The sequence below is a fragment of the Paraburkholderia sp. SSBN10T genome, assembly GCF_056619545.1.
In genome coordinates, this window is record NZ_JBWQQI010000037.1 from 1 (window position 1) to 15,439 (window position 15,439).

Below are 15,439 nucleotides of genomic sequence, written 5' to 3' on the forward strand. Positions count from 1 at the left end.
ACTCTCGCTCGGAAGCTCTGCTTTCTTCGCGTCCGTCATCAAACGGGAGGCGAATTATGCGATGCCGCCTCAGACACGTCAAGCGCATTCGTGAAAAAAGTTTGCGAGCATGTAGAAGTCAACGCTCGTGACGCTCACTGCGTTGATGAAGACGAAGGTCGCGTGTACCTCTTCTCATATCTATGAGAGGAAGAGGAAGGGATGCAGCGCCCCTTCACGAGACGCGGCGATCGTTGCCGCAAGCATGCCGGATTCCTTACGCACCTCCCGGCGACACCTTGCGTGCACCAAAGTCGCCCCTACATATAGAGGAGCTATAGAGGAGCAACAGAGAGGACGGCGCGCCGGGCAGGAATGCATCATCGTGGACGATCTGCCCCTAGGGCGTGCACCACTTGACCTTTCCTCAACATATATCTCGCAGTTGAGGAGAGTTCGCCCTCAAGTTCGTATATAATCGCTGGCCGCGCGAATTTCGCGCGCCTCTATGGGCCCGCTTCGAGCGGGCCAATCTTTTCGCTCTTTGCGAGCATAGACAAACCAGCCGCATGTATCACTCAGGTGATGTTGCGGCCTAGCCGAAACGCCTGAGCGACGCGTCTTGCGCCTCATAGCGAAGCCTTCGAGGAGAAGACATTGAACCCTTTCGATCGGGATGATTCCGGAGACAACGCCGGATACTCAATCAAGGCCCCTGCCGGGCGAACTGCCAAAGGTAAGGGCGCGGGTAAAGCGATCCCGGTTGCTGCCGAAACGTCGCAGCAAGTCGAAGAACAGCAACGCCAAATGCGCGCGCTGATCCAGTTGGGCAAAGAACGCGGCTACCTCACGCACGCGCAGATCAACGATCACCTGCCCGACAATTTCGCGCAAACCGCAGCGATGGAAACCATCGTCGCGACCTTCAACGACATGGGTGTGGCTGTCTACGAGACGGCTCCCGATGCCGAAGCGCTGCTGCTGAACGCCAACTCGCCGGTCGTCTCCGACGACCAGGCCGACGAAGAAGCCGAAGTCGCGCTGTCGACGGTCGACTCCGAGTTTGGCCGCACCACCGACCCCGTGCGCATGTATATGCGCGAAATGGGTGCAACGGAACTGCTGACCCGTGCCGGCGAAATCGCGATTGCCAAGCGCATCGAAGATGGTCTGCATGAGATGGTTCAGGCGATTGCAGCATGCCCGTCCGCCGTGTCGGCCATTCTGGCCAGCGCGGATCAGGTCGCGGCCGGTGAGCTGCGCATCGACGAACTCGTCGATGGCCTGAACGAAAATACGGCTTCGGAAGAAGTTGCCGACGACAGCGTCGACGCCGCAGCGGATCTCGACGCCGAAGCTGCCGACGACGATGCCGACGGCGACGACGACATCGCCGCGGACTCGAGCGCTGTGGACGAAGCGCGCCTGAAAAAGCTGACGGCCGACTGCCTCGAGATTTTCGCTCGCGTGCGTACCCGCTTCGAAGAAGTCAGCTCGCTTCACGCAAACGACGCCAGCTCCTCGGAAGCGCATCTGCGCGCACGCCAGGACATCCAGCAAGAACTCGCGGCACTGCGCTTCACCGCACGCACGATCGACCGCCTCTGCGGCGACGTGCACCATCAGGTCACGCAGGTTCGCGCGATCGAGCGGCGCTTGCAGCAAATCGTGCTGGAAAAGAGCAGCATGCCGCGCGATCTGTTCATCGAGTCGTTCCCGGGCCATGAAACCGACCTCGGCTGGACCATGCGCATGGCGGCGACGTCGAAGGAATTCGGCGCCGCGCTGGAGCGTAACCTGCCGGCGATCCAGGCTGAGCAGCAAAAGCTGATCGCCATCGAAGCGACTGTTGCGCTGCCGCTGAAGCAGTTGAAGGAAATCAACCGCAAGATGGTCGCCGCCGAAGCGAAGATGCGCAAGGCGAAGGGCGAAATGATCGAGGCGAATCTGCGTCTCGTGATCTCGATCGCGAAGAAATACGTCAACCGCGGCATGCAGTTCCTGGATCTGATTCAGGAAGGCAATATCGGCCTGATGAAAGCGGTCGACAAGTTCGAATATCGCCGCGGCTGGAAGTTCTCCACCTATGCGACGTGGTGGGTACGCCAGGCCGTGACGCGTTCGCTGGCGGATCAGGCCCGTACGATTCGCGTGCCGGTGCACATGATCGAGACGATCAACAAGCTGAACCGCATTTCGCGCGAAATCCTGCAGCAGACCGGCCAGGAAGCTCATCCGTCCGTGCTGGCCGAACGCATGGATCTGTCTGAAGAGAAGGTTCGCAGCATCCTGAAGATCGCTCGCCAGCCGGTTTCGATGGAAACGCCGATGGGCGAAGACGGCGACGCCACGCTGGGCGACATGATCGAAGACTCCTCGGCCACGTCGCCGGCGGAAGCTGCGGTGCAGGCCGACCTGCGGATCGCCATCGACGACGCGCTCGATTCGCTGTCACCACGCGAAGCGAAGGTACTGCGCATGCGCTATGGCATCGACACGAAGTCGGACCATACGCTCGAAGAAGTCGGCAAGCAATTCGACGTCACCCGCGAACGGATTCGCCAGATCGAAAGCAAGGCGATGCGCAAGCTGATGCATCCTAGCCGTGCGGATCGACTGAAGTCGTTCCTCGACCGGTAAGTTAGAAAGGGTTCTGGTTTCAAACAACCAGAGCCCTTTTTCTATGGAGCAGGCTTCCATTGACTTGCCGAGATTTCCTTCCAGCAGTAAGCCCCTGATTTCCTCGCAGCAACGTGCCAGAATCGAAACCGCGCAAGCCGAAGTCGATCCGCAGCAGAAAGCAAAATCGCTCCGCGCGACAGATGGCATGGCACACCGGTATTCCATCCACGAATCGACCTTAGCCACGGCCCGCAGAAAACCGTGAGGAGCTGCGAATGCTGAAACATTTAACGAATCGGCTATCCAGCAAAAGCATCCGTACGGTGTTCGCGCTCCCAACCATCACAACCGTTTCCCGCACCATGCCGGGATGCCTCCGGCGCGCGATCTTCGAGCGGCTGCGCACAGCCGCAGTCCTCTGCGCATTAGCGCTGCCACTTGGCGCCTTCGCTCAATTACACGTCGTGCCTCTCGCCACGCCGCATGCCAAAAGCGACGACGATACCTCGCTCAAATTCCCGCTTGTCACCGGCGGCAGCGAGCAAGCCGACCAACGCATCAACACATGGCTGCAGGTATCTCAACTGCAAAAGCTGCCGGGGCGTTACCAGAAGAGTCCCTTCGAAGACATCGAGATGAAAGGCGACTCGCCGCCGGGCATCTCGTCGCTCGACTACTCGGTGAACGCCAATACGCGTAGCTACTTATCGCTGTCCATCAATGGCGAGTACGATTCCGCGTCGGTCAACATGTTCGATGTCCAATATAACTTCGACGCCCAGTCCGGCAATCCGCTCACCTTGACGGATCTGTTCAGCCCCCAAGGTCTCGCGAAGTTCGCGCAGCAGGTTCGCACAACACGCCTGAAAGCGGTGGACGGCTACCTGGCCAAACTCGCTGCGAAGCCGGCGAATCCGCCATCCGATGCCGATCAAAACACCGACATACATCGAATCTTTAGCGCATGCCGCTCCGATCTGGTCACGGAAAACCTGAGAGCCACCGACTTCTCGCTCACCAGGGACACGCTCTCGCTAAGCCGCGATTGCGCACTGTCGCACTACGACCAGGCGACAACAGAAGATTACGGGCCGATCGTCACGACCTATCGTTTGCAGGCGCTGGCTAGTCTTCTGAGCGATTACGGACGTTGTCTGCTGATCGACCAGCGTACCGATTGCGTGAATCCACACCCCGATCCATCGTGGGGAATCCTGCACGGCACGCTGGACGGCCACTATCCGATTACCCTGGTCTACGGAACGCCGGCGAGCAACGGCTACTTCTACGACAAGTTCGCCAGGTACATCGAGTTGACCGGCGCAGCGGAAGCGGACGGCACGGTGCGCTTGCGCGAGTCTCCTGAACACGGGCCGGACGCACACTTCGTGTTGAAGCGTCAGGCTGACGGCAACGTAACCGGGACCTGGACCCAGGACACCACACACAAGACATTGGCAGTGGCACTGCACCCGTGATCAGGATCTTCCCCGAACGGCACGACCGCCGACGACGAGAAGACCTCGTATCCCCCGCCGCCTTCGGACCGCGCCGAGCTGGGCCAAGGAAGCCCGCGAGAATCCCGCCTTCGCGAATTTCGTGAGTTAACCAATCACGCGACATCGGCCAACCCGGCCTCATAATCAGGGTTGCGCGCCGGCCTGCATCCGCTGCATGCCGGCTCCTCGTCGGGGTTCACCGTTGGCGGTTGCGGCATCGCAATGCCGTTGCCCACCTGGCGCCTTGTCCTCCTGCCGATCCGGGGCGGAAGTCAACGCCCCGTCCGGGCAGACTTACAAGAGGTAAACAACATGAATGTGCGCACGAGAGAATATGCCGCCACTGATGCCCAAGCCGGCCTCGAGTGGTGGCGCAGCGCTGTGATCTATCAAATCTATCCACGCTCTTTCGCCGACTCGGACGGTGACGGTATCGGCGATCTACCCGGCATCGCCGCGAAGCTGCCGTACCTGGCGCGCCTTGGCATCGACGCAATCTGGCTCTCCCCGTTCTATCGCTCCCCCCAGGCCGACGCCGGCTACGACGTGGCCGACTACCGCGTCGTCGATCCGCTATTCGGCACGCTGGACGACTTCGACCGCATGCTGCACGGGGCCCACGCGCTAGGCATGAAGATCATCGTCGACCTGGTGCCCAATCACACCTCCGACGAACACGCGTGGTTCCAGGCGGCGCTGAAGTCGCCGCCCGGCAGCGCGGAACGGGCGCGCTACCTGTTTCGCGACGGCAAGGGCGCGCGCGGCGAACTGCCGCCCAACAACTGGCAAAGCGTGTTCGGCGGCAACGCCTGGTCGCGAGCGCCGGGAGACCCGCAGTGGTATCTGCATCTGTTCGACCGCAAGCAGCCGGACCTGAACTGGGATCACCCCGAGGTCCGCGCGGAATTCGAGGACGTGCTGCGCTTCTGGCTGGAGCGCGGTGTGGATGGTTTTCGTGTCGACGTGGCGCACGGTCTCGTCAAGGCGCCGGGGTTGCCGGACTGGAACGGTCAAGCCGCGATGATGGAGGGCGCGGAGGACAGCGGCGGCAACGCGGGACCGATGTGGGACCAGGACGGCGTACATGAGATCTACCGGAGCTGGCGCCGCGTGCTGGACGCCTACCCCGGCGAGCGGATGATGGTGGCCGAAGCCTGGATTGCGCCGCAGTCGCGGCTCGCCCGCTACATTCGTCCCGACGAAATGCAGCAGGCGTTCAATTTCGACTATCTGCTCGCACACTGGGACGCCGCTGAACTGCGTGCGGTGATCGACAGCTCGCTGGCCGCCTCGGCTGCGGTCGGCGCCCCCACGACCTGGGTCATGTCCAACCACGACTCCGTGCGCCATACGTCGCGCTATGGCCTGCGCAAGCCAGGCGCCCGCCCGAAAGGCATCGACGCGCACGGCGAGCAGCCCAACGAAGCCCTGGGGCTGCGCCGCGCCCGTGCGGCCGCCTTGCTCACGCTCGCGCTGCCGGGGTCGGCTTACCTCTACCAGGGCGAAGAACTGGGCTTGCCGGAGCACACCACGCTGGAGGCACGCTATCGTCAGGATCCGGCGTTTTTCCGCACGCATGGCGCTGAAATCGGCCGCGACGGCTGCCGTGTGCCACTGCCCTGGAAGGCCGATGCGCCCTCCTTGGGCTTCGGCCCGAGCGAGAAAAGCTGGCTGCCGCAACCGGACAATTTCGCGCGCTATGCGGCGGATCGTCAGGACGGCGTGAGCGGCTCGACCCTGGAACTGTACCGGCGGCTTCTACACCTGCGACACGACTATAGGCTCGGTGCCGGACAGTTGCACTGGCACGCTGCCGGCACCCCAGAAGTTCTGAGCTTCGACAACGGCCAGTTGCGCGTGGTGATCAATCTGGGCATGAAACCCGTTACGCTTCCTGCAGGAACGCTGCTCGTCGCTAGCGAACCGTTGAACGAGCAGTTGAGCGCAACGGGTCAATTGCCCGGCAATACGGGGGTGTGGCTACGCGTGAACTGAGCACCGCGGCGCCGGTGATCGGGTCCGCAACCGCTCAACGATCCACGAACACGTCACGGTAAGCGCCGTAGATCGACAGCAGCGGCACGGCCGTCAACAGCGGGTTCAGCACCAGGGCACGCAGCGTCAGCGGAACTATGGCGGCAAACAGCGCAGCTACCGTCAGCGCTGCGAAGTACGTCATCATCACTGGCCAGTTGCGCGCGGCACCGCTCAGGCTCGCCATCATCGCATCGTGCGGCGTCATGTCGTGCAGCACCACAAGCGCCGGCGCGAAGCAAACTGAAGCCATCGCAACCGCGAAGATCGACATGCCGAGCAACGATTCGAGCACGCCGCGCACGCCGTGGTCGCCGCCGTAGCTGATCGACACGTTATGCACGCCGCTTGCCGTGACCGAGGCGTTCAGCGAGACATGGAACGTCGCCAGCAGGACCACATAGCCGATGACGACAATCGCCGCGCCGTACAGCCCGATCACGCACAGCGCATTGCTGCGCTGCGCCAGCGCCGCGAACGTCTCTTGCAGCGACACCGGCTGGCCCTTGCCGGCGCCGTCCTGCACGAACATCAGCCCGCCCACCACGAGCGGCGCCAGCAACAGCGCGAGCGGTCGCAACAACGGCAGGAACCCCAGCAGGGTCGCGAAATCGGCGCACAACAGCAACACGCTCAGCCACAGCACAGGCTGCCGGCTCGCCGCACGCGCGCCGCTCGCGAACCAGTCGGCAATACGCTGGGGGTTGACCTCTCTTCCACCGGGAAAAGGCAGTGCCGGCACACGATGGAGACGGGTTTCCCTGGAAACGCTGCTCGGATAATCGATGTTCATGACAGTTTCCTCAGTGAAAGCTGAAATAACTATTCGCACTCCTACTAACAAGACATCCGATACCTCTGCGTTCGCTTACTACCGCTGCTTTTCCTGGCACGCATGAAATCGGACTGGCCTGCTGTTACTGCTAATCTACGTAACATTGCGGACAAAGGTTGTCCGCATCTACAGAGGCCGACGCCGAATGTTGCAAAACTCCCCAAGGTTGCTGCGTCTGCTGGGCATGCTCAGGAGCTCCCAGTCGTGGCATGGTGCCGTGCTGGCCGAGCGCCTTGGCGTCACTGAACGGACCGTGCGACGCGACGTCGACCACTTGCGGGGTCTGGGCTACCGGATCAGCGCGACGCCGGGGCCCGATGGGGGTTATTGCCTGGAGGCGGGGACAACCTTGCCGCCGTTGCTTTTCGAGGAAGACGAAGCGCTCGCTGTCTCGCTGGCGCTGCGGACGCTTGCCGCCAGCGGCGTGCAGGGAGTTGAAGAGTCGGCACTCTCCGCCCTCGTCAAGCTCGAACATTTGATGCCTCCAAGGCATAACCGCAAGGCAAGGACGTTCTTCGCATCTATCCAGAAGTTGGCCCAAGCAGGCCCCAAAGTGGATCCAGCCGTGCTGGCCGCGCTTGCCGGCGCATGTGCAGACCGCGAGGAATTGCAATTTCGCTACACGGATGGCCAAGCCAAGGTGAGCCAGCGCACGGTCGAGCCTCAAGGCCTTGTCAACGCGGAATCACGCTGGTACCTCGTCGCCTGGGACCGCGGCCGGGCGGACTGGCGCACGTTCCGCATCGACCGGGTTGTCCCGCCGGTTTCGACCGGGCCACGTTTCGAGCCGCGGATCGGGCCGGACAAGGGTGATCTCGCTGCATACGTCGCGCGTTCGATTTCCACGTCGGCCTACGCGGTGCGCGCCAAAGTGATCCTTTACGCGCCGATGCAAGCGCTTGCCCAACGCATCGGCCCACTCGTCGGCCAGTTGGCGCCGCTCGATGCGCGGCGCTGCATAGTGCATACCGGAGCAAGCTCCGTCCATACGATCGCCTCCTGGCTGTGCACGCTGGAAGTCGAGTTCGACGTCCTGGAGCCTCCCGAACTTCTGGAGTTCTTGCAAGGCATGAACGCTCGCCTCCACCAGGCGTTAGAACGTTCCAGTCCAGACAAGCTGCACGCCGTCGGCAAGATTCGGAGACGATGAAAAACGCCAGGTTTCCGATGAGAAAAACCCGGCCTCGTTCCACGAAATCCGCTCACTCGCCACGTGGCCATACAGCAAACAGCTAGGGAAAAGCCTCGTTGAGGCACTGCCCGGCCGCCCAATGTTATGATCGGAAACATTGCACGCCCTGCGGCGCGCTTATAGCTCTACACCCCATGGATACCCATCTCACCAAACCCGCCGAGCCCTCCACCTCGGATCTTGGCCGACGCGTGCGCGCCGCGCGCCAGGCGCAGGATCTGACGCTGGAGACGGCGAGCCGCCTGTGCGGCGTGTCGCGCTCGACCTTGTCGAAAGTGGAAAACGGCTTGATGTCGCCGACTTTCGACGTGCTGCAAAAAATCGTGCTCGGTCTGAAGATCGAAATCGGCGAACTGTTCGGCTCGACGCCGAAAGTCAGCGCCAGCGGCCGCCGCGCGCTGACCCGCAAGGATGCAGGGCAGCGCCACGCGTATCGCGGCTACCAGATGGAGCTGCTCGCCACCGACCTCGCGCACAAGGCAATGCTGCCGTTTCGCATCCGCATCTCCGCCCACACGCTCGATGCATTCGACGACTGGGGCCGGCACGAAGGCGAGGAATTCCTGTACGTAATCAGCGGCAGCGTGTGCCTGTACTCCGAGTTGTATGCCCCGACGCATCTGAACGCGGGCGACAGCATCTACTTCGATAGCCGCACGGGCCACGCGGCGGTCTCCACCAGCGACGAAGATGCCGAGGTGTTGTGGATGGCCACGAGTGCGGATATTCCACAAGCTCCGGCCGATTCGACGAAGAAGTAAGCGGCGCAGCCCGTACAAGCCCATCACGGGCAGGCACAGCGCGGCACGTGTCGTCGCTTTACCTGGTGGCGGGCTACACCGCCGGGTTCGCTGCCGCGGCAGCCTCGCTGCCCGCTTGCGCCGCACCCGGCGCGACACCTTGCGCCGCCAACGCGCGCTGCGCCAGTTGTGCAATATGCAGCGCACGACGCCCGGTCCCATGTTCGATCTGCTCGCGACAACTGAAACCGTTGGTCAGTACGATGGTTTGCGGCGCTGCGCCGCGAATCGCCGGAAACAGCTTGTCTTCACCGATCTTCTCCGAGAGTGCGTGGTGCTCCACGTTAAAGCCGAACGAACCCGCCATGCCGCAGCATCCGGTGTCGAGCAGCTTCCATTTCACGCCTAACTTCTCCAGCAGCGCCGTGTCGCCTTGCATGCCAAACAGCGCCTTCTGATGGCAATGGCCGTGCACCACCACCTCGGCGTCGAGCCTGGGCCAGTCGAACGGTTCGCGCACCACGAAATCCGAGAACAGGAAGGTCTGCGCCGAGAGGCGCCTCGCCAGCGCGTGATCGGGTAGCTGCTTCAGCAGTTCGTCCTTGAAGACCGAGAGGCAACCGGGTTCGAGACCGACCATCGGCACGCCTGCGGCGATCTCGTCTTTGAGATCGTCAAGGACATTCACGAGCAGTTCACGCGCACGCTCCAGCAGACCGAAATCGTAGAGCGGTCGGCCGCAGCACAAACGCTTTCTGGGCAACACGACGTGCCAGCCCAGTTGGGTGAGCACATCGGCGGCGGCCTCGGCGATTTCCGGCGAGAAGTGATCGCTAAACGTGTCCACCCAGAGGATGAGTTTGGGCGCGGCCTGCATAGGTGCAGCCGGCTTAGCCGCGGCCGGATTAGGTGCCGCACGGCCCACCGAACCCCGCGCAATTTGCCGGTACGTCTGCTTCGCAAACTTCGGCAATTCACGTGCCTGCGCCACCCCCGCAAGCCACTTGCCAAGCGGCGCGAGGCCCGGCGCCGAGGTTACAAAATTGATCAAACGCGGAAAGCGCGCGGCGAGCGGCGCCCATTCGCCGATGCGGCCCATGAACATCGCCTGGCGTGGCCGGCGATGCGTTTCATAGTAATGCGAAAGAAATTCCGCTTTGTACGATGCCATGTCCGTATGCGTCGGACAGTCGGACTTGCAACCCTTGCAGGCAAGACAGGTGTCGAGCGCTTCCTTGACTTCGCGGCTTCGCCAACCGTCGGTAATCACTTCGCCTTGCAGCATTTCCCAGAACAGATGCGCACGGCCGCGCGTCGAAAACGTCTCTTCGCGCGTGGCCCGGTAGCTGGGACACATGGTCCCGCCTTCGAGCGAGCGGCATTTGCCCATGCCAATACAACGTTCCACCGCGCGTTGAAAACCATCGCCCTCCTGACTCGCAAAGCTCAGCCTGGTTTGCAGCGTCACCGGCCGGTACGCCGGTCCCATGCGCAGATTTTCGTCGGCGCGGTAAGCATGCACGACCTTGCCGGGATTGAGCCGGTTAGACGGATCCCAGATCGCCTTGAACCGCTCCATGGCCGTCATCAACTCCGGGCCGTACATGATCGGCAGGAACTCGGCTTTCGCCTGGCCGTCGCCGTGCTCGCCGGACAGCGAGCCGCCGAACTCGACCACCAGTTCCGCCGCCTCGCGCAAAAAGCGGCGCCATGTCGCGATGCCTTCCGCCGTGCGCAGATCGAAGGTGATGCGAGCGTGCACGCAACCGTCGCCGAAGTGGCCATACAAACTCGTTTCATAGCCGTACCGGTCGACCATCGCCTGAAACGCGCGCAGGTAGTCGCCGAGCCGCAGGGGATCGACGGCTGCGTCCTCCCAGCCCACCACCGGATCGGGGCGCGCAGGATCGACTGAGAGCGCCACCGCCGATGCGCCGGTTTCGCGAATCGACCACACCTTCGCCTGCAACGCCCGTTCTTCGACGAGCATCATTGAAACGTCCGGCCCCGCTGCGCCCGATTCGAAATGGGCAGCCGCCGCGCGGGCCTGAAGCACGGCGTCGGCGTGCGTATCGGCGCCGAATTCGAGCACCACCCACGCGTCGCCGGCGGGCAGCAACGCGATCTCCTCCTTTTTGAGGCCACGCGCCTGCAGGCCACGAATGATCGCGCGGTCGAGCCCCTCGATGGCGATCGGCCCGCAACGCATGAAGTGCGGCACCGCATCGGCTGCGGTAAAAATATCGGCAAAGCCGAGCACCAGCAGCACGCGTTTAGCCGGGCTCTTCACGAGCCGCACTTTCGCCTGCAAGGTAACGGCACACGTGCCTTCGGTGCCGACCAGCGCACGCGCGACGTTAAAGCCATTCTCCGGCAACAACTGGTCGAGATTGAAGCCCGACACACGCCGCTTGATCTGCGGGAATTTTGCGCGGATCAGGTCGACATAGGTATCGCGCAGCGCTTTGAGCGCGGCGTAAATCTCGCCTTGGCAGCCGCCGGCGGCGATGATGCGTTCGAGTTCGTCATCTGTGGTCGGACCGACCCAGAAACGTGCGCCGTCGTAAGTGACGATTTCGAGCGCCTCGATGTTCTCGACCGTCTTGCCGGCCATCACCGAATGCGCACCACACGAATTGTTGGCGATCATGCCGCCGAGCGTGCAACGGCTATGCGTAGCGGGATCAGGGGCGAAGGTCAAACCGTGCTGTTCCGCAGCGTCGCGCAGCGTGTCGCAGACCACGCCCGGTTCGACGATCGCGGTGCGCGCCGCAGGGTCCACGAAGACGACACGATTGACGTACTTGCTCGCATCCGCGACCACCGCCACGTTCACGCACTGACCGTTCTGCGACGTCCCGCCGCCACGCGGCAGGAACGGCACGTCATTGCGGCGGCACGCTGCGACGGTGGCGACCAGATCGTCGACATCGGCGGGCACCACGACTGCGAGCGGCACCTGCCGGTAGTTCGAAGCATCCGATGCGTACAGCGCCTTCGACGCCTGATCGAAACGCACTTCGCCGCGCACGTGTTGCCGCAAATCGGCTTCGAGCGCCCGCATGACGGCGGCGGTGCCGCGAAACGGCGTAGCAACACGGCGGTCTTCGGCCCGCACGCCGATCGTGGTTGGGTTCGCACTGTGTGATTGCGCCATGCTTGCGTGGACCTTTTGCATCAACCTTTTCAGGCAGCCTGACCGGCCGTCATCTTGAAGATTCCCTGGGCATTGCCTGCATCGAAACGCAGATCCGTTTCCCAGCGACGCGAGTCCTGGTCGAACGTACGCTTGCGGGTGATGAACTCGTAGAACGAGCCCGGCACCTCGCGCGTCACCGTGCTGCCATCGGCCGCGCGAAATTCGCGCTTCACGAGATCGGCCCGGTAGGCAGTCTGGAACACCCGGCCCGAGCGCGAACGCTCGACTTCGGGTTTCATCGGACGGCCCTTGGCCTTTTCGTCATCCGCAAGCTGGAACACGTCCGCGACGCGATCCGTCGCATGATTGAACGCGTTGCCCTCGGTGGCGATCCACGCCATTTCCGCCGACTCCTTCAACAACGCTTCGTAATCTGCCTCACGGGGAATCTCGTGTTGGCGCGCAAACGCGCCGACGATCACCGGCAGCAATTCATGCGCCGCATCGAGCGGCAATACGCCTTCGCGCTCCAGTTCCCACAGATGCGCCGTGGCCACCGGCGTCAACGGATCACGCGAAGCGCCAATCACATTCGTCACAGCCTGCTGGAACGCGGCGGAAAAGCGCTCCGGATGCAGTTCGCTGACGAAGAACTGGGCGATTTCATCGGGCGCATCCTCATGCGCCCACGCGCGCCCCGTCATACCGAGACGGTCAAGCGGGTAGCGGCCGTTGATGCGAAAGCCGAGCGGGCGCAGGATGCGCGCGAAAGCGGCTTCGCCGGGCGGCAGCGCGCCGCTCGCCGGCCAGCGCACCGTGCGCAGCGCGCCGTGATCGAAGTACACGCTGCCGCCGGCCGCGAGTGCATCCTCGGTGTAAGCCCGGCCATTCGCCGAACGCGCCAGCAGGTCTTCGAACAGGACCATGTTCATCGCTTGCGCGAGTTCGGCGCGGGTGACCACGCCCGCTTCCCATTCATTGAGAACGTGCGGATGATTCAGCGTTCTGAAGAGCGCCGCGGTCTTCTCGGCGCCTATCAGCTTCAGGAGCAATTGTTCGACATTCGCATTGCGGAGGGTCTGCATGATCTTTCTCGGGAGGTCGGGCTGCGGGAGCCGGCGCATCAGTGGGGAGCCGCCAGGCGTGCGTCAGGACGCAAACCCGGCATCGTTCGACCCGCATTATTCGAATTCGCGCAGGTGCCGTAAAGCGAGATAATATTCAGACTTGATGCGTTTTCGGAATCAACGTGCGAAAGTTCAAGATCCCCAGCATGGGCGCGCTGCTCGCTTTCGAGGCGGCGGCACGCCATGAGAGTTTTACGCACGCGGCGCGCGAGCTGTTCCTGACCGAGAGCGCGGTCTCGCGCCAGATCGCGACGCTAGAGGGCAATCTCGGCGTGCGGCTGTTCGTGCGGGTCAAGCAACGCGTCGTGCTCACCAAGGCAGGCAAGGTCTACAGCGCGCAGGTAGCCCGTGCGCTGGAAGGGCTCGACCGCGACACGCTGTCGATCATCGCGCACGGCAGCGGCGGCGGCTACCTGGAGCTGGCCGCCCTGCCCACCTTCGCCTCGCACTGGCTGATCCCGCGCCTCTCCGACTTCAACGCACGCCATCCGGACGTGCGCGTGAACCTGGGGGTGCGCACCGGCACCTTTCCGTTTGCGGAGACCCACTTCGAGGCGGCCATCCACTATGGCAAACCCACCTGGCCTGGCACCTCCGCAGACTTCCTGTTCCGCGAAGAAGTCATTCCGGTCTGCGCGGCGAGCCTGCTGAAGCGGCCAGTACCCGCACCGGCGGATCTGCTCGATTACCCGCTGCTGCACTCGACGACGCGCCCGGACGGCTGGGCCAACTGGTTCGGGAAACTCGGCGTGGAGGATCACCGCGCCATGCAGGGCGTGCGCTACGAACTGCATACGATGCTGATCAGCGGCGCAGCGGCGGGCCTTGGCATTGCCCTGGTGCCGAGGTTCTTCGTGGAGGCGCAACTCGAGCGGCTCGGGCTGGTGGTGCCGTTCGACGCGCCGGCGATCGCCGAAGCCGCTTACTACCTGGTCTATCCCACCGAACTCAGCCACGGCCGGCCGCTAGCAAGCTTCAGGGAATGGCTGCTGGGGCAGGCGGCGCTGTATGGGGCAGCCAATCCGGTGCTGGCGCACGAGGCGGACGAGGACTGAGCGGCGAATCATCGGGCCTTCCTGGGCCTTCGCTCTTCCTTTTGCTTGCATCCCTGCTCACCATCAACGCGCCTGCGCCAGCGCACTCAGGTTGCCCTCGCCGAAGCCGTGATGCCCTTTGCGCTGCACGATCTCGAAGAAGATCTCGCCGGCGCGGCGTCGCACAAAAGTCTGAAAAAACAGCAGCGGCACACCGTCCGCGCCTATCTCGCCGTCCACCAGAACGCGGCAGCGTTTGAGCCGCTCCAGATCGAGCCCATGACCCGGCAGGCGCGCATCGATCTGCTCGTAATAGCGCGGCGGCGGCTCGACGAATTCAATGCCATTGGCCATCAGTTGCTCGACGCAGGCAAAGATATCGCCGGTGGCGAGCGCGATATGCTGCACCCCTTCGCCCGGATGATCCGGCAAATACTCGTGCATCAGGTTCGTACGGCGCGTGCCTTCCTCATACAGCGGAATCCGGATCGCGCCGCACGGCGACACCATCACGCGCGATTCGGCGGAGACATGCCAGTTCGCGTGCAGTTCGTGAATCTCGCGGAAGTTGAGCAGATCGCGGTAGAAATCGAGCCACTCCTGCATCCGGCCCGCGCCGACGGTTTGCGTCAGATGATCGATGGCGACGAGACCCGTGCCGGCGTGACTCAGGTCGGCGTGGGCCGTATCGATCTCGATGGGCCGGAAATCGATGTCGAAGATCGAGATATCGCCGAGGCCGCCGCGCTGACCACCACGGCCGCGCCAACGGTCGACGAAGTAGATGTGCGAATCGCCGATGCCCTGAATAGCCGGGATCACCAGCTCGCCCTTGCCGACCTTCTCGCCTTCGAAGGCCCACGCACCGAGTTCGATGGCCCGCTCGAAAGCGCGCGGGGCATCGGCCACGCGAATGCCGATCGCGCAAATGCCCACGCCGTATTCCTCCGCGTAGCGCGCGGCGAACGAGTCCGGCTCGGCATTGAGCAGGAAATTCATCTCGCCCTGGCGGTACAGGGTCACGTCTTTGCTAATGTGGCGCGCGATCGGTTTGAAGCCGAGTTGCTCGAAGGTCTGGCCGAGCGCCTGCGGGTCGCGCGCGGCGAACTCCACGAACTCGAGTCCAGCGGTGCCGAGCGGATTGTGCTCCGGGTCCGCGGCGGCCTGTATCGCGGCGCTCGGGGTGGGTAAATTGTTGGGCATGGCAATCTCCTGTCGACCAGAGTTCGTGCTTTAGC

General features: G+C 63.1%; 10 protein-coding genes. 6 read left to right on the forward strand and 4 right to left on the reverse strand.

Annotated features, from left to right (window positions below; translation table 11 throughout):
* Positions 1 to 636: 636 nt before the first annotated feature.
* The 3 genes from rpoD (at position 637) to AC1ECK_RS34970 (ending at position 6,095) form a co-directional block, all read left to right on the forward strand.
* Entirely contained in the window at positions 637 to 2,619 is a 1,983-nt protein-coding gene (rpoD, locus tag AC1ECK_RS34960; RefSeq protein ID WP_480327560.1) for an RNA polymerase sigma factor RpoD, read from the forward strand.
* 257 nt (positions 2,620 to 2,876) lie between these two features.
* Positions 2,877 to 4,079 carry a hypothetical protein gene (locus AC1ECK_RS34965; RefSeq protein ID WP_480327562.1) on the forward strand — a complete coding sequence of 401 codons (1,203 nt, stop codon included), beginning with the start codon at positions 2,877 to 2,879 and terminating at the stop codon, positions 4,077 to 4,079.
* 333 nt (positions 4,080 to 4,412) lie between these two features.
* Positions 4,413 to 6,095 (forward strand): glycoside hydrolase family 13 protein, encoded by a 1,683-nt coding sequence (locus tag AC1ECK_RS34970; protein WP_480327564.1) that lies wholly within the window; start codon positions 4,413 to 4,415, stop codon positions 6,093 to 6,095.
* Positions 6,096 to 6,129: 34 nt separating this feature from the next.
* Here the strand turns inward: AC1ECK_RS34970 and AC1ECK_RS34975 are convergent, their stop codons facing one another.
* Complete coding sequence (locus AC1ECK_RS34975; RefSeq protein ID WP_480327566.1) at positions 6,130 to 6,927, reverse strand: BPSS1780 family membrane protein; 798 nt, start codon at positions 6,925 to 6,927, stop codon at positions 6,130 to 6,132.
* Between the two features lie 187 nt (positions 6,928 to 7,114).
* Here AC1ECK_RS34975 and AC1ECK_RS34980 point away from each other — a divergent pair, with 187 nt between their 5' ends.
* Together AC1ECK_RS34980 and AC1ECK_RS34985 are read left to right on the forward strand one after the other, a co-directional pair.
* Positions 7,115 to 8,119, forward strand: a complete 1,005-nt coding sequence (locus AC1ECK_RS34980) for a helix-turn-helix transcriptional regulator (RefSeq protein ID WP_480327568.1) — start codon at positions 7,115 to 7,117, stop codon at positions 8,117 to 8,119.
* A gap of 176 nt (positions 8,120 to 8,295) precedes the next feature.
* Positions 8,296 to 8,922, forward strand: a complete 627-nt coding sequence (locus tag AC1ECK_RS34985) for a helix-turn-helix domain-containing protein (protein ID WP_480327570.1) — start codon at positions 8,296 to 8,298, stop codon at positions 8,920 to 8,922.
* Between the two features lie 73 nt (positions 8,923 to 8,995).
* Here the strand turns inward: AC1ECK_RS34985 and AC1ECK_RS34990 are convergent, their stop codons facing one another.
* Both AC1ECK_RS34990 and AC1ECK_RS34995 read right to left on the reverse strand, forming a co-directional pair.
* The gene (locus AC1ECK_RS34990; protein ID WP_480327572.1) at positions 8,996 to 12,058 is read right to left on the reverse strand and encodes an FAD-binding and (Fe-S)-binding domain-containing protein; all 3,063 of its coding nucleotides are present in this window, start codon (positions 12,056 to 12,058) and stop codon (positions 8,996 to 8,998) included.
* A gap of 29 nt (positions 12,059 to 12,087) precedes the next feature.
* Positions 12,088 to 13,125: a 2-oxoadipate dioxygenase/decarboxylase family protein gene (locus AC1ECK_RS34995; protein WP_480327574.1), complete on the reverse strand. Its 1,038-nt coding sequence runs from the start codon at positions 13,123 to 13,125 to the stop codon at positions 12,088 to 12,090.
* 164 nt (positions 13,126 to 13,289) lie between these two features.
* Between AC1ECK_RS34995 and AC1ECK_RS35000 the strand changes: the two genes are divergently transcribed.
* Positions 13,290 to 14,222, forward strand: a complete 933-nt coding sequence (locus AC1ECK_RS35000; protein WP_480327576.1) for a LysR substrate-binding domain-containing protein — start codon at positions 13,290 to 13,292, stop codon at positions 14,220 to 14,222.
* Between the two features lie 63 nt (positions 14,223 to 14,285).
* Here the strand turns inward: AC1ECK_RS35000 and AC1ECK_RS35005 are convergent, their stop codons facing one another.
* Entirely contained in the window at positions 14,286 to 15,404 is a 1,119-nt protein-coding gene (locus tag AC1ECK_RS35005) for a 4-hydroxyphenylpyruvate dioxygenase family protein (RefSeq protein WP_480327578.1), read from the reverse strand.
* Positions 15,405 to 15,439 lie beyond the last annotated feature (35 nt).

Bases quoted from the DNA above. Each gene is read 5' to 3' on its own strand.
- AC1ECK_RS34965 (WP_480327562.1), top strand. From the start codon at position 2,877: ATGCTGAAACATTTAACGAATCGGCTATCCAGCAAAAGCATCCGTACG.
- AC1ECK_RS34970 (WP_480327564.1), top strand. From the start codon at position 4,413: ATGAATGTGCGCACGAGAGAATATGCCGCCACTGATGCCCAAGCCGGC.
- AC1ECK_RS34975 (WP_480327566.1), bottom strand. From the start codon at position 6,927: ATGAACATCGATTATCCGAGCAGCGTTTCCAGGGAAACCCGTCTCCAT.
- AC1ECK_RS34980 (WP_480327568.1), top strand. From the start codon at position 7,115: ATGTTGCAAAACTCCCCAAGGTTGCTGCGTCTGCTGGGCATGCTCAGG.
- AC1ECK_RS34985 (WP_480327570.1), top strand. From the start codon at position 8,296: ATGGATACCCATCTCACCAAACCCGCCGAGCCCTCCACCTCGGATCTT.
- AC1ECK_RS34990 (WP_480327572.1), bottom strand. From the start codon at position 12,058: ATGGCGCAATCACACAGTGCGAACCCAACCACGATCGGCGTGCGGGCC.
- AC1ECK_RS34995 (WP_480327574.1), bottom strand. From the start codon at position 13,125: ATGCAGACCCTCCGCAATGCGAATGTCGAACAATTGCTCCTGAAGCTG.
- AC1ECK_RS35005 (WP_480327578.1), bottom strand. From the start codon at position 15,404: ATGCCCAACAATTTACCCACCCCGAGCGCCGCGATACAGGCCGCCGCG.